The following is a 20927-nucleotide window of genomic DNA, read 5'->3' as shown; positions in this document are numbered from 1 at the left end:
GTCAAGCGTGGTGGTGCTTTTTACCGAAGTTACTCGATGGGAGCATCCGGATCCACGGTGACCGAGGTCGGATCAGACAGCTTGAACTTCTCAGCTGCCTGGGCTGCCACGGACTCATCGATGGTGCCTTCGCTGGCCAGGCCGCGCAGGACAGCCACAACGATGGACTCGGCGTCGATGTTGAAATAACGACGCGCGGCGGGGCGGGTGTCGGAGAATCCGAAACCGTCTGCACCGAGAACGGTGTAGGTGCCAGGAACCCATTCACGGATCTGGTTCGGCAGATCGGTGGCGAAGTCGGAGACCGCGACGTACGGGCCGGAACCCTTCTTCAGCTGGGTGGTCACGAACGGCTCATCGATGTCCGTGCCTGGGTTGCGCAGTGCCTCGAGGTTGCGACGTGCGCCATCGCGGGCCAGTTCGGTCCAGGAGGTGGCGGAGAAGATATTGGCCTTGATGCCGTAATCCTCATCCAGGATCTCCTTGGCACGCAGTGCCCACTGCATACCCACACCGGAGGCGAGGATGGAGGCCCGGTGGCCCTCGCCCTCAGCCTCGGAATAGAGGTAGATGCCCTTGTGCAGACCCTCGACGTCCAGATCCTCAGGCTCAGCAGGCTGAGGGGTCGGTTCGTTGTAGATGGTGATGTAGTAAATGACATTCTCACCATCCTTCGAGCCATACATGCGGTCGATGCCACGGTGGACCAGGTGCGCGATCTCGTAGGAGAACGCCGGGTCGTAGGACTCCACGCCCGGGTTGGTGGATGCCAGGATCGGGGAGTGACCGTCCATGTGCTGGAGGCCCTCACCGGTCAGCGTGGTGCGACCAGCGGTGGCACCGAGCAGGAAACCACGTGCCATCTGGTCAGCGGCAGCCCAGATGCTGTCGCCGGTGCGCTGGAAACCGAACATCGAGTAGAAGATGTACAGCGGGATCATGGCCTTGCCGTGGGTGGCGTAGGAGGTGCCGGCCGCAATGAAGGATGCGACGGAACCTGCCTCATTGATGCCCTCGTGGAGAATCTGGCCATCCTTGGCCTCACGGTAGGACAGCATGAGGTCGTGATCGACCGGCACGTAGTTCTGACCGTGCGGGTTGTAGATCTTCAGGGTCGGGAACCAGGAGTCCAAACCGAAAGTGCGGGCCTCATCCGGGATGATCGGGACCAGACGCTCAGCCAGATCCTTGTCGCGCATGAGTTCCTTGAATGTACGCACCGTGGCCATGGTGGTGGCGATCTGCTGCTTCGCGGATCCCTTACGTACGGAACGCAGCTTGTCCAGTGGTGGAACCTTCAGTGGTTCGTAGTTCTCGCGGCGCTCCGGCAGGTAACCGCCGAGAGCCTTCCTGCGTTCCTTCATGTACTTGATCTCCGGTGCATCATCACCCGGGTGGTAGTACGGAGGCAGGTAGGGATCCTTGTCCAGTTCCTCATCGGAGATCGGCAGACCCTGCTTATCGCGGAACTGCTTCAGATCATCGAGGGTCAGCTTCTTCATCTGGTGGGTCGCGTTGCGGCCCTCGAAGTTGTGACCGAGGCCGTAACCCTTGATGGTGTGGGCCAGAATCACGGTTGGGCGATCCTTGGTCTCCAGGGCGCGCTTGTAGGCGGCATAGACCTTACGGTAATCGTGTCCACCGCGTGGCAGACGCCAGATCTCATCATCGGTCATGTCCTCGACCAGCTTGGCGGTGCGGGGATCGCGGCCGAAGAAGTGCTCACGGACATAGGCACCGTCGTTTGCCTTGAAGGTCTGGTAGTCACCATCGGAGGTGTTGTTCATGACCTCGACGAGAGCACCGTCCTGATCCTTCTCCAGCAGATCGTCCCACTCGCGACCCCAGATGACCTTAATCACGGACCAGCCGGCACCACGGAAGAAGGATTCAAGTTCCTGGATGATCTTGGTGTTTCCGCGCACAGGGCCGTCAAGGCGCTGCAGGTTGCAGTTGACCACGAAGGTCAGGTTGTCCAGGTTGTTCAGCGCAGCCTGGTGGATGAGGCCACGGGACTCCGGCTCATCCATCTCACCGTCACCGAGGAATGCCCAGACGTGCTGGTCAGAGGTGTCCTTGATGCCACGGTTGTGGAGGTAGCGGTTGAAGCGGGCCTGGTAGATGGCGTCCATTGGGCCAAGACCCATGGAGACGGTTGGGAATTCCCAGAAGTCGGGCATGCCGTGAGGATGCGGGTAGGACGGGATTCCGCCACCCTCGTGGGAGACTTCCTGACGGAAGCTGTCCAGGTCCTCCTCGGTGAGACGACCCTCCATGAAGGCGCGGGCATACATGCCTGGGGAGGCGTGGCCCTGGAAGAAGATCTGGTCACCGCCACCTGGGTGATCCTTGCCGCGGAAGAAGTGGTTGAAACCGACTTCATACAGAGGGGCTGCGCCGGCGTAGGTGGAGATGTGTCCACCGACTCCGATGCCCGGGCGCTGTGCGCGGTGCACCATGATCGCGGCGTTCCAGCGGATCCACCGGCGGTAGCGCTTCTCCATCTCCTCGTCACCGGGGAAGTCCGGCTCCATGGAAGTTGGGATCGTATTCACGTAATCGGTGGAAGTCATCGGCGGAAGCGGAACACGCTTGGCGGATGCTCGCTCCAGCAGACGCAGCATCAGGTAGCGAGCACGCTCCGGAGAGGACTCCTGAAGCAGACCATCGAGGGAATCCATCCACTCGTTGGTCTCCTCCGGATCGGTGTCGTTCAAATAAGATGCAACACCGTCACGGATCATCGCGAAGTTGGTGTCATCCGTGGGCTTGCCACCAAGTTTTGCTTGATTGGCCATTTCCACACCTCCTGTTGGAATGTCTTAATTTCGTTCATGCGACCGGCTGGGCCGGTGACCGTCTCCGTAGAACCCCATGGGGAGTAGGTCGCAGGGAAATCCACCTGTCCGGTGAGAGACGGTGGCCTTTCAGAAGAAGCCGTGATGGTTCATTCCGACGTATCTACATTCCATGAGGAAAGGTGGCGACGGTACGCACACAAGTTGACACAAGGATACGCACAAATGTGGCTTTGGTTTAACAAACCCTTGCAGATGCGCGGGTTTTGCCAGCTGAGGCGTGGGGGTTATGCGGTTGAAGCGCTTGTTCTGAGGGTCGTTGTGTAGCGATGTGTGGAAAAATCAGGTACTTATTCGGAGGAAACAACTGGTGTAATCAAAGACACACCTCGCCCTCTTTCCGCTATGTGGAAAGGCGTTTGGTGGAATGTGAAGTTTCTCTCACGTTCGGGTCGGGGGCGAATAAAAAGGAGGTCTGATGTCGCTGGGACGCTCCTTTCAGATCCACTGAAAAGATGTTGGTAGGTGGTCCGACATGAGTATGTTGGTCATCCGTCGAAAGGATATTCTTCAACTTTCCGGGGGAGATTCCGAAATAATTGCCAGTAAATATGGGAACTTCGGCACCGTGCGCGGTAATGTGCTTGATGTAAACGTAAATAGCCCTCTGGAGGTGGTTCCTAGTGTGAATCGCCCCATATCTTTATTGAGGGTTCAATTCACAGGAGGAACATACAGTGGCCGACGCTCCGGGCACAGTTAAGCAAGGTGCCCAGGATTATGCTCAACTACTCGGCATTGAATCGGGTCAGTCCGTCCAGGAGATCGGATGGGATGAAGATTGTGATTCGCTGATCAGTGAGTCTGTCGAGGAGGTCATCGGCGAGGAACTCCTCGATGAGGACACCGATGAGCTGTGCGATGTTGTGCTGCTCTGGTGGCGCGAGGAGGACGGCGACCTGGTCGACGGACTCGTGGACGCCATCCGTTCCCTCGCGGAGAATGGCCGTGTGTGGCTACTCACGCCTGGGATTGGCAAGGACGGCGCGCTTGCTCCGGGTGTGATCTCCGAATCCGCGCAGCTGGCCGGCCTGGTGCAGACCAAGGCCGAACGCCTCGGCTCATGGCAGGGGTCCTGCCTGGTTCAACGCGGCACCAAGAAGGCCTAAGTTTGTGGGAATGCGCCACTGGAGGGGCTGATTTTTAGCTCTGCTCGGTGGTGTGTTAATATCTTCCTCGTTGCTTCAGCGGGTCACGTGATCCGCGTGGCACGTGCGCGCCTTTAGCTCAGCTGGAAGAGCAGCTGGTTTACACCCAGCAGGTCGGCGGTTCGAGCCCGTCAGGGCGCACAAGTATAAATGCAGGTCATCGGAGTTCATCGCTTCGGGTGGCCTGCATTTTTTCATTACCAGGATCCGGAGGCATCATGACCCCAGCGGTGGGCATCGTTCTGGGCACAGTCGCAGACCGCATAATCCCTGATCCGCCTGGGGCAGTGCATCCAGTCGCCATCTACGGATCATATGTGTCCTGGTTGGAAAACCGCCTGTACCGCGGTTCCAGGGGCCGGGGCGCGCTGTTCTGGGGCGCCGCGGTGATCCCACCCGTTGCGGTCACAGCAATGCTGCACCGCAAGTGGCCGATCACCATGACGGCGCTGGCGCTGTGGGCCTCACTGGGTGGGACTCTGTTGGAACGCACGGGTGAACGGATGGCAGGCCGGCTCGATGCCGGAGACACGCAAAAAGCCCGCGAATTGGTGCCGTGGTTGTGCTCCCGCGACCCTGAGCTTCTCGACGCCCCGGGCATCGCCCGCGCCACGGTCGAATCCCTGGCGGAGAACACCTCCGATGCCGCGACCTCCTCGCTGTTCTGGGCAGGGGTGGCGGGAGCACCCGGAGTGGTGGCCCACCGGTGTATCAACACCCTCGATGCCATGGTCGGTTACCGAAACGACCGCTACCGGGACTTCGGATGGGCATCGGCCCGGATCGATGACCTGGCCGCCTGGTTCCCCGCCCGGCTCACGGCGATCATCCATACCGGAATAGCTGCAGTCGAGGGCAGGGGAGCGGAGGCGGTGCGGGCCTGGCGTGAGGATGCACCGCATCATCCCAGTCCCAATGCAGGCCCTGTGGAAGCCACCGCTGCGGCGGCTCTGGGAGTCACCCTGGGCGGCCGGACCGAATACGCCCACGGGGTGGAACACCGTCCGGAGATGGGCCGCGGCCCCACACCCGATGTGGCAACAGTCAGGCGGGCTGTGGTGCTGGCCCGTAAAACACAGATTGCCAGCGCCGTGGTATCCACGGGGCTGGCAATCATACTGAGAAGGAGTTAGAACCGCTCCTCATGGCGTTTAGCCATGTCACGGTAATGATCCGGGTGCTGGTCCCCGTACCTGGAACGACGGCGGTGTTCTGATGTGGCGGGTGCGGCTGGGGACGACAGGGACGCGGAAGGTGCGGCAGCAACCGCGAGGCTTGGTTCTTCATCAGCGTGTGCGGTCTGCACCGACATCTCCGCGCGCTCAGCCTTGTCGCGTCGACGTTCGCGAAGTTCAGCCCAGATGAAATAACCCAGGCCGAGCGGCGCCATCACACCGAATGCGATCCACTGCATGCCGTAGGACAGGTGACTGCCGCGATCGAGCTGGGGGATCGGCATGGCATTGAGCACACCTGGCTGATCCTCAAGCAGCTGCACATAATCCTGTCCGAGGTCGAGCCCCACGACATCACCCACCTGCTGCGTGTTGATGCCATAAACCTGCTGGTAACCACTGTCTTCCAGGGGCTGTTTATCCGGCAGGACCTCATTGCGCCGGGCGAGCCCGACGATGGTGACCGGGGTGGACGGTGCAGGTGACATCTCCGGCACGATGGTGCCTTCAGAGATGACGAAACCACGGTTGATCAACACGGTTGGGCCATCGTCCAGCTGGAAGGGCGTCAGGGACTGGAACACCGGGGTGGTTTCCACCGGACGAAGACGCAGCAGCGCTTCATTGTCCGGGAGGTACTGCCCTGTCAATGAGACCCGGTACCACTCATTTTCCGGAAGTACGTGGCCGTCGGCATCAAAGACCTCGGAGTAGGGGACAACCTCGCGCTCATAACCCTCGCGGATCTGAACATTGCGCTGGGTGATGTCTTCATCCTTGTTCAGCTGCCATGGGGCGAGCATGGTGAAAGCCGCGTAGGAGAACGTGATGATCACCGCCAGGGAGAGAAACCATCCCGGTGTGAGGAACTTCTTCAACCCACCTCTGGGCTTCCTCCGACTGCCGTCAGGTTTGTTGCCGATGGTGGTCGCCCCGCCTTCTGAATAGCGGGTGCGCACACTTCGGTCCCGGGTACTGTCGCTGTGCCCGTTATCCGGGCCCGTCACCTTGCTTTCCACAACTCACACCTTAGAACCAAATGTTGTAAAGACCTAAGCGAAAGTTCGACTTCTACCTGAAAACCCCAGGATCAGCCGCGGTCAGCGGAGTGAAGTGTGATCCATTCGAGCACACCAGGCATGGCATTCTCCACGTTCTCCCGCACGAGGGAAAAATCCCTGTCGGTGCCGTAGTAGGGATCAGCGACATCATCGGTGGGGTTTGATTCCGGGTCGAAGGACCGGAGGAGCCTGATTCTGTCATTCGGAGCTCCTGCGGCGGCCAGTTCGTGGGCATGACCTGAATCCATGGCGACGAAGAGATCAGCACGTTTGTGTTCGGGACCCAGCTGGGCTGCGCGGTGGGTGGAACCGTCATAACCGCCAGCCCGGAGTTCTGCGATGGCGCGGCGGTCGGCTAGTTGGCCGACATGCCAATCACCCATGCCGCAGGAGGAGAAGATGACATCGTTGCCCAACCCGGCTTCCTCCGCTTTCTTCCTGGCAATGATCTCCGACATGGGGGAGCGGCAGATATTACCCGTGCATACAAAAACTATCTCCAACGGCCGGTTGAATTCAGACCCAGTCATGGATGATCCTCTCCAGTTCTTCAGCATCTGTCACGGTGTAGCGGGCTGTGGCCCATTCCTCCGGAGTTCCATATCCCCAGGTTACAGCGACACAATCGATACCGAAGTGGGCTGATCCTTCAATATCGTGGGAACGGTCACCGATCATCAGGACATTGCGGAGCCGGGGATCCCCGTCGGTGAGTTTGACACTGTCAATCACATGGCGGATCACTGATGCCTTGTCCCGCCGGGGGCCGTTTTCTTCCGCGGCCCCCATGAACTCGAAGAGATCGAACATGTCATAACGGCGCAGGACCTTCTCTGCGAAGTACTCACCCTTGGAGGTGGCGGTGCAGAGTCGGAAACCCTCATCTTTCAACCGCACCAACAGATCCCGCATCCCCGGAAACTCGGTTGAATTTTCCCAACCGGTCTCCCCATAGCGGTCGAGGTATATCTGCAGTCCCTCCTTCGCCAGCTCCGGGGACATGCCCAGGCTCTGGAGTGTCTGTTCCATCGGCGGACCGGGAATCCGATTGATCCTTTCCTCGGATGGGATGTCCCAGCCCATGACCTCAAGAGTGTGGATGAAGGATGCACGGATTCCGGGGAAGGAATCCACGAGTGTTCCATCCAGGTCGAACAGGATTGTCTTCAAGGATTGATCAGTCACGTCACCAACATTGCCAGAAAGTAGTATGAAGCGCGTGACCACCACTTCTCATGATGACCTTCCCGATGATCCTCTGCGCTACCACGGAGACCAGGCAGCTGTTGACGCTGAACTGGACTTCGCCGTCAATGTGCAGGCCGACACCCCACCGGGGTGGCTGCGGGAGGTGGTGGCGGAGGGCGTCGACAAGCTTGGTTCCTACCCGGATCATCAGCTGCACCGTGAGGCGACCGCCGCTGTGGCCGCGTGGCACGGGGTGTCGCCGGACCAGGTGCTGCTGCTCAATGGTGCCGCTGAGGGGTTTTCGCTGCTGACGAAGCTGCGGCCCGCATGGCCGGTGATCATCCATCCGGGTTTCACTGAACCGGAGGCCTGTCTCGTGGAGGCCGGCATCGATGTGGACCGGGTGATTCTCACACCACCGTTCGATCTTGACCGGGCGGTTGAGGTGCTCGGTTTCGGTGGTGTGCATGATGAGGCGGACCTGGTGGTGATCGGCAACCCGACGAACCCGACGGGGCGCCTCTACCCGGTGGAGGAGCTGTCCCGGCTGGCTGAACCCTGGCGCCACCTCGTGGTGGATGAGGCATTTCTGGATGTGAGCGAGGGACAGTCCATGATTTCCCGAGTGGGGGAGCTGCCGGGATTGATCGTGCTGCGGAGCCTGACCAAGACGTGGTCCCTGGCGGGTCTGCGCTGTGGTTATCTCATCTCTGATCGCGAAACAGTGGCGCGTCTGGCAGGCGGGCGCCCACGGTGGCCGCTGGGCACCCTCCAGCTGTTGGCCATCCGTGCGGTGATGGAACCCGGAGGCCGGGGTGAGACCGAACTCCCAGGAATCAGCGGGAGGATTGCGAGTGATCGCGAGACCATGGTGCTGGCCCTTCAAGCGGCTGGTTTCACCGTTCATCCCTCGGCCGCGCCCTACCTGCTGGTGCAGCCTCCGGGCGGTGCGCAGGCCGCGGACAGACTCCGGCTGGGCCTGGCCGCGCGGGGCATCACCGTGCGCAGATGCGACACCTTCCCTGGGCTAGACTCGGGATTCTGGCGACTGGCAGTACGCGAGCCAGCCAAGGTCGCAACACTGCTGCAGACCATTGACGAACTTAAGCCCACCCACAACGACCAGGAGAGCAATCCGTGACTGAACTGACCGTTGGCCACATCCGCCACATATTGGACCAGGCCTATCCGCCGGCCCTTGCGGAGAGCTGGGACAAAGTGGGGTTGATCTGCGGTGATCCGGCTGCCTCGGTGGAGAAGGTGGCCCTTGCACTGGATTGCACCCAGGAGGTCGCTGACCGTGCGGTGGAGCTGGGTGTGGACATGCTCATCATCCACCACCCGCTTCTGCTCAGAGGCGTGACCTCCGTGGCTGCTGATGAACCGAAGGGCAAGGTCATCCACACCCTCATCCGTGGTGGGGTCGCCTTGTTCTCCGCCCACACCAACGCTGACTCAGCACGCCCTGGAGTAAATGACAAACTTGCAGAGCTGGTGGGCATCACCCCTGGACGACCCATCGCCCCGCGTCACCTGGATGCGATGGATAAATGGGGTGTGCAGGTCATGGAGAAAGATGCCCACCATGTGAAACGCTCCCTCTTTGAGGCCGGCGCCGGTGAGATCGGCGACTACCGCGAATGCTCCTTCGAGTTCAACGGCACCGGCCAGTTCCGCCCGGTCGGTGACGCCAACCCCACCGAGGGCAGCGTGGACGAACTCTTCCGGGACCTTGAACTTCGTGTGGAGTTCGTGGCCCCACGACGTTTGCGCGCACACCTTCTGGAGGTGCTCCGGTCCGCCCACCCCTATGAGGAACCCGGTTTCGACATTGTGGAAATGCCCACCACCACACCGCTGGAGACCGCCTACGGCCTCGGCAGGGTGGGGCAACTACCCGAACCGATGCGTCTGTCTGATTTTGTCCAGCAGGTAGCCGATCAACTGCCCGCCACCGTGTGGGGAGTGCGCGCCACCGGCGACCCTGATCAGATGGTATCCACCGTGGCGGTGTCCTCCGGCTCCGGTGACAGTTTCCTCGATGATGTCCGGCGACTCGGCGTGGATGTCTTTGTCACCTCTGACCTCCGTCACCACCCGGTGGATGAGTACCTGCGCGCTGGTGGCCCCGCCGTGGTGGATACCGCCCACTGGGCCAGCGAATTCCCCTGGACATCCCAGGTGCAGGAACTCCTGGAGGATCAGGCCCCGGAACTGTCCGTGGACATCCTCAACATCCGGACTGACCCCTGGACGATGGCGGCGAAGCCTCAGGCATAGGTGGGCTCACCACTGGTCCTGCGTTTGCTTGGGGCTGTGCTTGCTTGAAGCTTGCGCTGGGAGCTTGTCTGACTTGGCGCAGGCGGGTGTTGGACAGGCCAGTTCGGATCCGCCCGCGTGCTTGCCGGCGAGCGCGTGTCCACCGCTGGCACCGACACCGCCCTGGCGGGCGCGCGCCGGGATTATCAGGATGCGGCAGCATCAGGATCGCCGTCGACTGTAGTTTTCACTCTGCAGGTGCATAGACTTTAATGGCAGAAGGAATGGGAAGGCAGCCACTACAGCCAGTCCGGTGGTTGTGGGCGCGTCGTATGCTGGACAACAGGTAGAAAAACTTCCAACGTTGTCAGAATCCCAAACTTCCGGACAGTGCCACGGATACCCACCGGCCGCGTGATGTGACCCAAGGACCGGACTGCTCCCGACGAGGGGGTTGCGTTCCGAGGTGGACACACCCACCAGTCAGCTGCCGACATGAGGCTAAGATCAGCCAGCTTGTGTAGTTAAGTAGTTATTTAGGAGAAAAAGATGAAACTAGATCAGCAACAGCAAAAAACCCTCCTCGAGCTGGCCACCGCCGAGCGTGCGCTCAATGCCGGTGCGTACAGCAAAATCTCCCCGGAGCAGGATGCTCTGGATAAGGCACTCGCGGAGCAGACCCGCCTGCGTGATGCCGCCTCAGCCGCACAGATGGTGGTTGATGATATGGAGAATGAAATTCTGCGTATCCAATCCGATGAGCGCAAGCTGCGCCGCCGTAAGAAGGACAGCCAGGACGCCCTCGGTGCAGAGACTGATGAGGAACGCCGCCGCGATCTCAACCACGATCTCTACACCGCGAAGTCCCGCATTGCGGACCTCATGAGTGAGCTGCAGGAGGCTCACAATGAGATTCACGCACTACGTAACAACCGTGACCTCTCACAGTCCCGCGCCAAGGATGCCGAGCGCATCGTGGCGGAGGCACGTGCCGCACTTGATGCAGCCAATGCCTCTGCCGCAGGTGATGAGGATCCCCGCGAGAAGATCGCCCGCCTGTCTCAGGAGATTCCTGCCCCGGCTCTGGCTGAGTACCACGCGCAGCGCGATGAGAACGGTGTGGGCGCTGCACAGTACAACGGTCGGTCCTGTGGCGGTTGCGCCATGGTGCTGCCTGCTGGTCTGCTGTCTGAAATCCGCAATGCACCAGCGGATGAACTGCCACAGTGTCCAGAGTGCGGTTCCTACCTGATCCGCGATATCTCCTAGTCTCGAGTGAGCAGGGCTCCAAAAACCGTGGTTCCACAAACGGTGTGAAGCCAGATTCAAGCAGACCTCAGAGAACCATCCCCGGGGAAACTGCGGGGGAGTGGGCGCTGGTTTCCCGCAAGGGGTCAGCCGGCACGCCTGGCACAACTTTAGAGGGCCCATGGGTGCGCCGGTTGCATGATCGCGACCAGCACCTGGCCCCCGAACCATTAAGGGACATGATTTCTCAATGAAGCTGATTATCGAGGCCGACGGCGGTTCCCGCGGAAATCCCGGTATCGCCGGCTCCGGCACCGTGGTGTACACCGACAACAAGGAGAAGATCCTCCGGGAGATCGCCTATGTGGTGGGCACCAGATCCACCAACAACGTGGCGGAGTACCGGGGCCTGATCGAAGGTCTGCGGGTCGCGCGGGAACTTGATGCCACCGAGGTTGAGGTATTCATGGATTCCAAACTGGTGGTGGAGCAGATGTCGGGCCGCTGGAAGATCAAGCATCCGGATATGAAGGTTCTGGCCATCGAGGCCAATAAATTAGCTTCGGGGATCAACAAGGTCACCTACACCTGGATTCCGCGTGAGAAGAACAAAGTTGCCGATCATCTCTCCAATGTGGCCATGGATGCCGCTGCCGCGGGTAAACCGGAAGGCCCGATCGACGATGGCACACCGGTGGTCGCCGATATCAAGGCAGTCGCAGAATCCGCAGGCCTGATCCCCTCCAGTGACCCCACCTCCACTGGGATGGAGGACTCCGCCGGTTCCGATAAGCGGGAGGGAGAGGACCTCAACTGCCCCAATACCAAACCGTCCAATTGGAATGGTGCCACCACCGATCCCACCCGCCTGCTCCTGTTGCGACACGGGCAGACCGCGATGTCGGCGGCCCGTCAGTACTCGGGTCGCTCGAACCCGGAGCTGTCCGAACTGGGGCAGCAACAGGTGGAGGCGGCAGCCATCGCACTGGCTGAACGCGGTGGGATTGATGCGATCGTGAGTTCCCCGCTGCGTCGCTGTGTCCAGACCGCGGAGGCGGTGGCCAGGCGTGTGGGACTTGAGGTGCGCATCATTGATGATCTGATTGAAACTGATTTCGGGCTGTGGGACGGCAAGACCTTCTCGGAGGCGAATGAAGCGGATCCGGAGCTGCACCAGCAGTGGCTCACCGACACCTCGGTGGCTCCTCCCGGTGGGGAATCACTCCAGCAGGTGCACCGTCGGGTGAAGAAGGCACGTCAGCTGATTGAGAAGGACTATGGCACCGCCAACGTGTTGGTGGTCAGCCATGTGACACCGATCAAGTCGATTCTGCGTCAGTCACTGGATGCCAGTCCCGCCTTTTTCAAGAAGACCCACCTGGATCTGGCTTCCCTGTCCATCGCGGAGTTCTACTCCGATGGGCCCACCTGTATGAGACTCTTCAACGACACCTCACACCTGGATAGTTAAGAGCACGCTGCCGCACTGACAACCTGATGGTTATCAGTAATCCACCTCGCAGGGGTAGAGTTAAACGTTGCGAATGAGTCGGTCAAGGTGATCGCGTCTGATGAACCGGGTGGCTGGATCACCCAGGCATCAGCCGAGGAAAGTCTGGACTCCACAGAGCACGGTGGTTGTTAACGGCAACCCGGAGCGATCCGCGGGAAAGTGCAACAGAGAGTAGACCGCCATCGGTTTCGGCTGGTGGTAAGGGTGAAAGGGTGCGGTAAGAGCGCACCGGCAGATCAGGTGACTGATCTGGCCAGGTAAACCCCACCGGGAGCAAGGCATGAGGATGCACCGTCAAGGTGTGTCTGTGCAGGCGTTCAAGGCTGCTCGCCCAGCCTGCAGGTAGCTGCTGGAGGTAGTCAGCGATGGCTATCCGAGATGGATGTTCACCGCCCACAGCTGTGGGAACAGAATCCGGCTTATGTACCGACTCATTCGCCCTGCACGTATTTTCGCGCTGTGGAACAATTGGAGCGCATGAAGCTTTATGCCGCGGTTCTCGACTTTGACGTCATCGCAGAGGAATTCGGTGTGAGCCGTGATTTCCCCGATGAGCTGCACCGGGAGGCCGAGCATGCGCGGGATCGATTCGCGGAAAAGCGGGAGGATCTCCGCGATGTCCCGTTTGTCACGATTGATCCGGTCGGTTCGCGTGACCTGGATCAGGCCATCTATATCGAGCGCCTTCCCGCCGGTTTCCGCGTGCATTATGCGATCGCGGATGTCGCAGCCTTCATCACCCCGGGCAGTGCCCTGGAGCATGAATCCATCCACCGCGGACAGACCATCTACCTGCCTGATTCCCCGGCGCGGTTGCACCCGGAGGAGTTGTCGGAGGATTCGGCGAGCCTCCTGCAGGGGCAGGAGCGGCCGGCGGTTGTCTGGTCAATCGATCTGGATGACAACGGCGAGATCGCCCACACGCATGTGCGCCGCGCGCTGATCCGTTCGCGTGCGCGCCTGGATTATGACCAGGCCCAGGCTGACCTGGATGCGGGCGTGCTCCACCCCAGCATCGAGCACCTCCCGGCCGTGGGCCGGTTGCGGCAGGAGAGTGCTTTACGACGAAACGCCATCAACCTCTCCATCCCCAGCCAGCGGGTAGCCCGCGTCTCCGATGACAGGGCTGGCGAACACTTCGAGATCATCATCGAGCCCCGGCACCCGATCATGGACTACAATTCGGAGATTTCCCTGCTCACGGGAATGGTCGCCGGCACCATGATGGTGGAGGCCGGTCATGGTCTCCTGCGCACGCTGGCCCCAGCCACCGCGGGGTCGGAGGAGACCTTCCGTTTCGAGGTCACCGCGTTGGGATATGACCTGCCCGATGATCAACCCATCGGGGAGTTCCTGCAGTCCATCGACCCGAATAACTCCACCGGGATGGCCGTGCAGCGTGAGGCCCAGAAGCTGTTGCGTGGTTCCGGCTATGTGAGCGTAGCTGTGGAGGAAGCAGAGATCCACAATGGCGTGGGCGGATACTATGCGCATGTCACCGCACCGCTGCGCAGGTTGGTGGATCGGTTCGCCACGGAGCACTGCCTGGCCATCGCCGGGGGTTATGAGGTGCCTGACTGGGTTCTGGCCGCCGAAGAGCAGGTGCTGGAATCAATGAGACGAACCTCGAGCCTGGCCAGCCAGGTGGATAACGCCTGTCTGGATCTCACCGAGGCGACGGTTCTGCAGCCGTGGGTGGGGCAGAGTTTTGACGGTGTGGTGCTCTCCAGTGATGAGGAGCGTTCCACCGCCAGGCTCTTCATCGTGGATCCCCCGGTGTTCGCCCGGAGCCTGGGTGCTCCGCAATCCGGAACCCGCAAGAAATTCACGCTCATCACAGCAGATCCGGAGACCCGGGCCGTGCAGTTCGCATGGCCCGCCGATTAGTGGTGTGGCTAGAAAACCTTTTCTGCGATCACACCGTGTTGGAGGGGAACCACCAGCAGACCGTCGTCGGACAGATCGGCTGAGAAGTTGGGTGCTTTCCGGGCGTCGACAAGCACAATCACCCCGTGGGTGATGCCCGCGTTGGTGTTGCGGGCGGACAGTGCTCCCCGGGTGAGGCAGAGTTCCGCGACTGCCTGATCAGTGCCGGATAGTCCGTGCAGGCGCATCAGCTCCCGCTGTGAGACGGCGAGCAATTCACCGATGTCCTGGAGGCGGCGTGAACGCAGTGCGCTGCACAGGCGTTGTGTGCGGAGGGTTTCAGCTTCCCAGAACCCCAGCCAACTGCGGGCCTGGTCAACAGTGGGCAGGTCACGGCGCCCGGCGACCTCGATGACCGCCTGCAGCCAATCGATGACGCGGGTTGTGGCATCCGGGAGCAAACGCAGTGATTCCACACTGAAAGCACGGGTGGCGGCATCGATGAATTCCTGCCTGTGGCGTGTCTGTCCGGAATCAACAGATAAGGTTCCGGGGCTGGGCGTGCGCACCGCAAAAGCCTCCAGCCCTGCGGACTTCCCCACGGGATGTGGGATCTGGGTGACGGAACCATCTGAATAATCGATCACCGACATCTTCCCGTGCTCCCCGCGCAGCGCCAGAGTATGACGGGCACGCAGCGGGGTGATCTCCGCGAACATGTTCGCGGACTGGGAACAGACCTCAGCCAGGCGTGCACGGACCGGTGGGTCACAGGTCTCGTCCGTGAACAGCGCCAGCGCCGTGGCCACCTCTGCTGCCTCGGCCTCCCCGAGTCCGATGCCCACGGGGATCGTGGACACCACGGTGATGTCAAGGCCCTGGGTGTCACGCGACAGCATCTGACGGTGGATCATCGACCAGGCGATACCACCCAGCCGCGCGGCGATACCTCCCTCCGGAACAGGTGGGGACACTGGCCTGGAATTCGCATTCACGGTTGTCTGCTGAGCCACAGCCCGCGCTGCAATCTCAGCTACAGGCAGCGAGTGCTTTTCCACATGAGCCGCGGTGGCCGCTGTGTTCGCTGCACCCGCTGTGTCTGCTGCGCCCTGGGCCACCACCGCCACATTGATCACACCCTGGGTGTTGGAACCGACCGTCACCGCGGTCGTCCACTGTGCGATCGTCCCCACCACCACGCCGCCACTGTAATCGGTGTGTTCCCCCATCATCGTCCACGTCGCGGGCGCTGTGGCACCACCCGTGGGATCACCGGCGTAGAGAGCCCGGTGGTGGGCACGGGAGGCGGCAAGCAGCCCTCGGGGTGTCATCATCGCTGCGGTGGCGTCTGCAGGATCGGTGAATGTCGGCTGCCAGATGGGCATGGGGTAGCGGGCCTCCCTGGGCTCGGTGGAAAAAGATTGATGTTCAGAAGTTGCTGAACAGATACACTCTAGCCTCTCCCGGTTGGCACTTGATCCCCACCTGTGTGCGGTGGGCGTCACTATAGTGGTGGGGACTAAATGCTCAACGGCGATTCTTGGAGGAATGAGGACATGGCTGACAGCGACATGAAGTGGTTCTATGATTTATCCACCGGACAGGTGACTCAGGGTAAGGCGACCGGGTTCGAAACCCGCATGGGCCCCTATGACACTGAGGCCGAGGCACGGCACGCCCTGGAGCGGGTCAACGCCCGCAACGAGATTGCCGACGACTGGGATGAGGCCGCCGAGGACTGAGCCCCTGGGATGAGTTCTAAACCACCGAGGTAGGGAGGGGCCCTCTCGGTGGTTTATTCATGAGCGTGCCAGGTCGGTGTTATTTCTTCTTCTTGTCCTTCTTATCCTTCTTGGCGGCCTTCTTCGCTGATTCCTTGACTGCGTCCTTGGCCAGTTTGCGCGAGGCATCCTCGAGCTTGTCGTAGGCATCCGCCACCGACGTATAGGCATCGTTATAACCTTCGAGGTATATGCGGGACTGGAGCTTCTCATGCTGGTAGAGCACTCCGTAGGCGAAGGTGTCCCGTCCCTTCCTGTGGGCGATCTGGGACCTGCGCAGCAGCTCATCACGGGATGTGACCGCATCCTGGAAATCACCCAGGACTGACTGCAATCTACTGCACGCCTTGTAGAGCTTCTTGGTGTTGACCGGGGTGGCGTCGCCGACAGCTTCGGCGCTGTAGCGCAGCTTCTTGATGGCCTTGCGGACGTTGTGGAAATTCTCCTCCCTTTCCAGAACGGGGACGTCCAGATCATCCCACTGCTTCACTGCCTTCTTGTGCAGTTTGACCACCTTGGCGTGGGTCTTGTCCAGGTGTTCCAACAGCACACGGGCGGCATCCACCTTTTCCCCGACGGCAGGTGCAGGATCGTCTGAATCCTGTGAAGTGGACTCTTCAACCTCTTCTGTCTCTTCAATCCCTTCAACCTCGGAGGTGGCTGCTTCCTCCAGATCCGTCGGTACGCCTACAGCTGTGTCATCGTTGCTGTCTCCATCACGGTCTTGCAGCTTGGCAACCGTGTCACCGATCTGGTCACTGATCTCATCACTGTGATCCAGCTGTGCGACGATGTCGGCTGCGACCCCGTGGTCGTCTTGGGGTTCCTCTTCCTGTGGGTCTTCTGATGGAGTCGCTGGGATTGTGACCAGCGGTGGATTGACCAGTAGATCCTCCAGTGAACGCAGGAGCCTGGCGTAGCGCTCATCATCGAGGGTTGCCACCACGCGTGCATGTTCACGCCGGTAATCACGGCTGAGATCATCGAGGAGATCCTTCTTGGTGTCCTCATCAATCACCTCGCCGACTTCGGTGTCGATGAGCGCAGCCAGGCGTTCTTCAATGACCTCGGCGTCGCGGGCGCGGCCGAGAATGGTGGCCAGAAGTTTCAGTTCCTTTTCAATCTGCAGATAATCCTCGCCACCGAGGATGCCCTCGAAGGTCTGCATGTGGCTGCGCAATTCGCGGGTGGCCACACGCATCTGGTGGACTGAGTCCCATTCATCTGCCCTGACCCGGGGATCATATTCGGCGATCTTGCGGGCATTGGCCTCGATGGCGGCCAGCACCGCATGGGCCGGATCATCTTCAGGCAACTGAGCGGTTTGTGGAGGGACAGGGGCATAGCGGATGGATTCACCCAGAGCCGACACCAGCTTGGACGGGCTGTCGGAGACAAAAGCTCCCGCCTGGGTGAGAACATCAGCGGCTGAGGCCAGAAGCTCCCACCCTGAATCATCAGTGCTGATGTCCCCAGCCAGTTCGAACTCCCACTCACGCCACTGTTTGCGGGCACCACCGGGAAGATACGAGATCGTGGAGACATGGTCATCACAGAACTCCGCGATGAAGTCTCCTAGTTCATTCTTCAGATAAGTGGCGTGGCGTTCGTTGGCTACCTCAGCGATCGGAGTGAGCTGGCGTCCCTGGAGCATCGCGCGGACATGCCCGAGTAGTGCGGTGGGTGGGGTGGTCTCATCCGCGCCGGGAGCATCCAGTTCGGCTTGAAGCTCTCTGCGTCCGAAGGTGTCGGGGAATTTGATGTGCCAACCTGCATCGTGGCCGCCGGTGCGGCGCCGGAGCGTGATTTTGGCTCGTGTGAGCCTCAGGTCCTCGGTGTCGAAATAGACGGCCACGAGATGATGGGTCTCAGTTCGATCCACCTCCGCGACACCGTGAATCCCTGTGAGTTCGGGAACCTCGGTGGTTTCGCTAACGGAGAATTTGGTTTCTACTTCCAGATGCTGAGTCATTGTTTGTCCCCTCTATCTACCCAATTTAATGGGTTTCAACGGGCACCGATGGAGAGATTCCCTCCCTCGGTGCCTCGCCCTTCCACCTGCTGGGTTGACTTCCTTTTTACCTTCTTCCAATATTACGTGGCTTACTCATCTCACCAGTCCCAGGTTTCAAGTGACCGTTGTCCTCCCAGCCCAGATGAGTCCCCACCGAGGTGGGAATTACCTGCCGCTGCGTACCCGTCCTGGTAACCCAGAGGATTGTTCGCACTGACCTTGAGGTTCCGGGTGTGGGGAAAAATTGACTGCAGGGTCTGGTGTGCCTGCCTGCTCCGGTCCTTCAGGATCGGCAGCACAGTGTCGGAGGCGCAGGGGGCTGTGTCCTGGAGATCATTAAGCACCTCCTCGCTCGCACGTTTGAGCAAGGCGCCGATCCGGGTGGCATAGGCGATCATGAAACTTCGCCGGTAACTCGAGGTCTCACCCTGCTCCTGTGCGGTTTTCGCTCCAGCCGAAGTGCGCATGAAATGAGCTCGCTGCCGGTTCAGGCTGTGAAAGAGATCCAGGACGTGTTCAACGTCATCGCGGGTCCCGAATACCGTGGCGATGCCAGAGCTGGTCAACAGGAGTGATTCACAGGAGTTGGCTCGGGCCACGGTTCCCAGGAGTTTCATCTGGTAGCTCACCCACGGGGAATGTAGATGAACCCTGGAGGACACGACCTGATTCTGTGTTCCCTTCTCTGCATAGGAATCTGCCAGGAGTGTCTCCACCCGGTACTGCTGGCGCAGTGATTCTGCCTTTTCGACCAGCGCCTCTGCCTCCTTCTCGAAGGGGGTTGATTCAGCCTTCTTCAACAGGGCCTGGATGCGGTCGTGGGCTTTACGTTGTTCGGGGGACAGGCCCTCCCGGTATCTCTCTTCCCGCTCCTCGGTGGATTCACCCATGAGCACAGTCCAATCCTGCAGCGAGCCCAGGAGAGGCAGGCGTTTGACGATCTTCTCCAGGGCAGTCACGCTGAGGGCGGACACCGGTGAGGGCCTGGTCTGGCTGAACCAATGGTCGAGGAGTTCATCGGGCACATTGTGGGTGACACCGGACAGTGCATGGAACAGCAGGGGATCGATCTGGGCGGTGAACTCGTGGCGGAGATCCGCGGGTGTCCACCCGTTCATCGCGCATTCGGTGATCCACAGGACAGCTGAATCGACCAGCGTCCGGTGGTAGTGGTCTTCCGCCGCCTTGCGCCTACTCCACTGGTGGGTGTCATCGGACGTGGTGGCTGAAGCTGAGTGGTGGTGGGTAGTCATGACAAACTCCTTGCATTAGTAATTGTGTTCTAAATTCCTTCAGTCATGAGTCAATCAGTCGCAGTGGACACCCTGTACCCCCATTAGTCTCAATATGGAGTTAACCAGCGGTTAGTCTCCGTTTCTTTACCCCCGCAAACCGTTGCTGTAGGGGAAAACGCAGTTCGTGTCCAGACGCTGCGTAAATTGGTGGACATGAACAGCCAACAGGAATTTGTGCTCAGCACCATCGATGAACGGGACATCAAATTCGTCCGACTCTGGTTCACTGACATCGTCGGCCAGTTGAAATCGGTGGTGGTCGCCCCCGCAGAGTTGGAGTCCGCCTTTGAAGAGGGCATCGGATTCGATGGATCAGCAATCGAAGGATATGCCCGGATCTCCGAAGCGGACACCATTGCCCGGCCGGATCCCTCCACCTTCCAGATCCTCCCACTGGAAGCGGAAACCTCACGGCTCCAAGCTGCCCGCATGTTCTGTGATGTCACCATGCCTGATGGCCAACCGAGTTTCTCTGATCCCCGCCAGGTACTCCGGAGGCAGGTCCAACTGGCAGCAGATGATGGTTTCATCTGCATGGTCTCGCCTGAGATCGAGTTCTTCCTGGTACAGAGTTTGCGCACTAATGGTCAACCGCCGGTACCCACGGATAATGGCGGTTATTTTGACCAGGCCACTTTCAACGAGGCACCGAATTTCCGTCGCCATGCCATGCTCGCTCTTGAAGAGATGGGCATCCCCGTGGAATTCTCCCACCATGAGACCGCGCCGGGACAGCAGGAGATCGATCTTCGTCACGCCGATGCCCTGACCATGGCGGATAATGTGATGACCTTCCGTTATCTGATGAAACAGGTGGCCCGCGATCAGGGTGTGGCAGCCACCTTCATGCCGAAACCCTTCGCTGACCATGCAGGTTCCGCCATCCACACCCACATGTCCCTGTTTGAGGGAGGATCCAACGCTTTCCATGATCCAGATGATGAGTTCAGGCTCTCCCGTACAGCCAGGCAGTTCATCGCAGGTATTCTGCGTCATGCGCCGGAATTTTGTGCAGTGACCAACCAGTGGGTGAACTCCTATAAACGAATCGTCTACGGGAATGAAGCACCCACCGCCGCTACCTGGGGAATGTCTAACCGCTCTGCTCTGGTCCGAGTCCCCACCTATCGTCTGAACAAGGCAGGTTCCCGTCGTGTGGAAATCAGAATTCCTGATTCAGCCTGCAACCCCTACCTGGCTTTCTCGGTTCTCCTCGGCGCCGGGTTGAAAGGCATCAAGGAGGGATATGAACTGGATGATCCTGCTGAGGACGATATTTCATCCCTGAGTCTCCGTGAGCGTCGTGCCATGGGGTACAACGATCTCCCCAGCAGCCTCGACCAGGCTTTGCGTCTGATGGAACGGTCCGATCTGGTCGCAGATATCCTGGGTGAGCATGTCTTCGAGTACTTCCTGCGCAATAAATGGCGTGAGTGGCGTGACTACCAGGCACAGATCACACCCTGGGAACTCCGCACCAACCTCGATTATTAGATCTGCAGCCAGCCCGCGAAGGAAGGT

At 60.1% G+C, this 20927-nt stretch carries 16 protein-coding genes, 1 tRNA gene and 1 other RNA gene; 11 read left to right on the top strand and 7 right to left on the bottom strand.

Annotated features, from left to right (window positions below; genetic code table 11):
• Positions 1-29 precede the first annotated feature (29 nt).
• Positions 30-2798, bottom strand: coding sequence for a pyruvate dehydrogenase (acetyl-transferring), homodimeric type (gene aceE / locus CFAEC_RS09650; protein WP_290276369.1), 2769 nt, complete (start codon positions 2796-2798; stop codon positions 30-32).
• Between the two features lie 737 nt (positions 2799-3535).
• On the opposite strand from aceE, the gene CFAEC_RS09645 reads away from it, so the two are divergent.
• From CFAEC_RS09645 to cbiB, 3 genes are all read left to right on the top strand, one after another.
• Positions 3536-3967, top strand: coding sequence for a DUF3052 domain-containing protein (locus tag CFAEC_RS09645; RefSeq protein ID WP_290276367.1), 432 nt, complete (start codon positions 3536-3538; stop codon positions 3965-3967).
• Between the two features lie 107 nt (positions 3968-4074).
• A tRNA-Val gene (locus tag CFAEC_RS09640) sits at positions 4075-4147 on the top strand.
• Between the two features lie 77 nt (positions 4148-4224).
• The gene (cbiB, locus tag CFAEC_RS09635) at positions 4225-5139 is read left to right on the top strand and encodes an adenosylcobinamide-phosphate synthase CbiB (protein WP_290276365.1); all 915 of its coding nucleotides are present in this window, start codon (positions 4225-4227) and stop codon (positions 5137-5139) included.
• On the opposite strand, the gene CFAEC_RS09630 is transcribed toward cbiB, so the two are convergent.
• The 3 genes from CFAEC_RS09630 to CFAEC_RS09620 all read right to left on the bottom strand — a co-directional run bounded on the left by CFAEC_RS09630 (position 5136) and on the right by CFAEC_RS09620 (position 7427).
• Complete coding sequence (locus CFAEC_RS09630) at positions 5136-6200, bottom strand: SURF1 family cytochrome oxidase biogenesis protein (RefSeq protein ID WP_435384228.1); 1065 nt, start codon at positions 6198-6200, stop codon at positions 5136-5138. The genes cbiB and CFAEC_RS09630 overlap by 4 nt on opposite strands.
• A gap of 71 nt (positions 6201-6271) precedes the next feature.
• On the bottom strand, positions 6272-6772 hold the full coding sequence (locus CFAEC_RS09625; protein ID WP_290276364.1) for a low molecular weight protein-tyrosine-phosphatase: 501 nt from the start codon (positions 6770-6772) through the stop codon (positions 6272-6274).
• Entirely contained in the window at positions 6759-7427 is a 669-nt protein-coding gene (locus CFAEC_RS09620) for an HAD hydrolase-like protein (RefSeq protein WP_290276362.1), read from the bottom strand. Before CFAEC_RS09620 ends, CFAEC_RS09625 begins: the two co-directional genes overlap by 14 nt.
• 25 nt (positions 7428-7452) lie before the next feature.
• Between CFAEC_RS09620 and cobC the strand changes: the two genes are divergently transcribed.
• The 6 genes from cobC (at position 7453) to CFAEC_RS09590 (ending at position 14337) form a co-directional block, all read left to right on the top strand.
• Entirely contained in the window at positions 7453-8571 is a 1119-nt protein-coding gene (cobC, locus tag CFAEC_RS09615) for an Rv2231c family histidinol phosphate aminotransferase CobC (RefSeq protein WP_290276361.1), read from the top strand.
• Positions 8568-9710, top strand: a complete 1143-nt coding sequence (locus CFAEC_RS09610; RefSeq protein ID WP_290276359.1) for a Nif3-like dinuclear metal center hexameric protein — start codon at positions 8568-8570, stop codon at positions 9708-9710. The genes cobC and CFAEC_RS09610 overlap by 4 nt, the downstream gene beginning before the upstream one ends.
• A 528-nt stretch (positions 9711-10238) precedes the next feature.
• Entirely contained in the window at positions 10239-10958 is a 720-nt protein-coding gene (locus CFAEC_RS09605; protein ID WP_290276357.1) for a zinc ribbon domain-containing protein, read from the top strand.
• Between the two features lie 229 nt (positions 10959-11187).
• Entirely contained in the window at positions 11188-12408 is a 1221-nt protein-coding gene (locus tag CFAEC_RS09600; protein WP_290276355.1) for a bifunctional RNase H/acid phosphatase, read from the top strand.
• Between the two features lie 74 nt (positions 12409-12482).
• Positions 12483-12888, top strand: an RNA gene (rnpB, locus tag CFAEC_RS09595) — RNase P RNA component class A.
• 39 nt (positions 12889-12927) lie between these two features.
• Positions 12928-14337 (top strand): RNB domain-containing ribonuclease, encoded by a 1410-nt coding sequence (locus tag CFAEC_RS09590; RefSeq protein ID WP_290276353.1) that lies wholly within the window; start codon positions 12928-12930, stop codon positions 14335-14337.
• An 8-nt stretch (positions 14338-14345) separates the two neighbouring features.
• Here the strand turns inward: CFAEC_RS09590 and CFAEC_RS09585 are convergent, their stop codons facing one another.
• Positions 14346-15701, bottom strand: a complete 1356-nt coding sequence (locus tag CFAEC_RS09585; RefSeq protein WP_290276352.1) for a galactokinase family protein — start codon at positions 15699-15701, stop codon at positions 14346-14348.
• Positions 15702-15872: 171 nt separating this feature from the next.
• Here CFAEC_RS09585 and CFAEC_RS09580 point away from each other — a divergent pair, with 171 nt between their 5' ends.
• The gene (locus tag CFAEC_RS09580; protein ID WP_290276349.1) at positions 15873-16058 is read left to right on the top strand and encodes an SPOR domain-containing protein; all 186 of its coding nucleotides are present in this window, start codon (positions 15873-15875) and stop codon (positions 16056-16058) included.
• A gap of 79 nt (positions 16059-16137) precedes the next feature.
• Here CFAEC_RS09580 and CFAEC_RS09575 read toward each other — a convergent pair whose 3' ends face one another.
• Complete coding sequence (locus CFAEC_RS09575; RefSeq protein ID WP_290276347.1) at positions 16138-18069, bottom strand: CYTH and CHAD domain-containing protein; 1932 nt, start codon at positions 18067-18069, stop codon at positions 16138-16140.
• Between the two features lie 140 nt (positions 18070-18209).
• On the bottom strand, positions 18210-19364 hold the full coding sequence (locus CFAEC_RS09570; RefSeq protein ID WP_290276346.1) for a DUF2786 domain-containing protein: 1155 nt from the start codon (positions 19362-19364) through the stop codon (positions 18210-18212).
• A gap of 195 nt (positions 19365-19559) precedes the next feature.
• Between CFAEC_RS09570 and CFAEC_RS09565 the strand changes: the two genes are divergently transcribed.
• Positions 19560-20900 carry a glutamine synthetase family protein gene (locus CFAEC_RS09565; protein WP_290276343.1) on the top strand — a complete coding sequence of 447 codons (1341 nt, stop codon included), beginning with the start codon at positions 19560-19562 and terminating at the stop codon, positions 20898-20900.
• The last annotated feature ends 27 nt before the right edge of the window (positions 20901-20927 follow it).

It is taken from the genome of Corynebacterium faecale, from assembly GCF_030408735.1.
GTDB classification, from domain to species: domain Bacteria; phylum Actinomycetota; class Actinomycetes; order Mycobacteriales; family Mycobacteriaceae; genus Corynebacterium; species Corynebacterium faecale.
The sequence above is the reverse complement of the archived record's forward strand: the minus strand, read 5'-3'. Positions and strand labels throughout refer to the sequence as shown.

Bases quoted from the DNA above. Each gene is read 5' to 3' on its own strand.
- CFAEC_RS09605 (WP_290276357.1), top strand. From the start codon at position 10,239: ATGAAACTAGATCAGCAACAGCAAAAAACCCTCCTCGAGCTGGCCACC.
- CFAEC_RS09570 (WP_290276346.1), bottom strand. From the start codon at position 19,364: ATGACTACCCACCACCACTCAGCTTCAGCCACCACGTCCGATGACACC.
- CFAEC_RS09580 (WP_290276349.1), top strand. From the start codon at position 15,873: ATGGCTGACAGCGACATGAAGTGGTTCTATGATTTATCCACCGGACAG.
- CFAEC_RS09625 (WP_290276364.1), bottom strand. From the start codon at position 6,772: ATGACTGGGTCTGAATTCAACCGGCCGTTGGAGATAGTTTTTGTATGC.
- cbiB (WP_290276365.1), top strand. From the start codon at position 4,225: ATGACCCCAGCGGTGGGCATCGTTCTGGGCACAGTCGCAGACCGCATA.
- CFAEC_RS09590 (WP_290276353.1), top strand. From the start codon at position 12,928: ATGAAGCTTTATGCCGCGGTTCTCGACTTTGACGTCATCGCAGAGGAA.
- cobC (WP_290276361.1), top strand. From the start codon at position 7,453: ATGAAGCGCGTGACCACCACTTCTCATGATGACCTTCCCGATGATCCT.
- CFAEC_RS09600 (WP_290276355.1), top strand. From the start codon at position 11,188: ATGAAGCTGATTATCGAGGCCGACGGCGGTTCCCGCGGAAATCCCGGT.
- aceE (WP_290276369.1), bottom strand. From the start codon at position 2,798: ATGGCCAATCAAGCAAAACTTGGTGGCAAGCCCACGGATGACACCAAC.
- CFAEC_RS09585 (WP_290276352.1), bottom strand. From the start codon at position 15,701: ATGCCCATCTGGCAGCCGACATTCACCGATCCTGCAGACGCCACCGCA.
- CFAEC_RS09565 (WP_290276343.1), top strand. From the start codon at position 19,560: ATGAACAGCCAACAGGAATTTGTGCTCAGCACCATCGATGAACGGGAC.
- CFAEC_RS09575 (WP_290276347.1), bottom strand. From the start codon at position 18,069: ATGACTCAGCATCTGGAAGTAGAAACCAAATTCTCCGTTAGCGAAACC.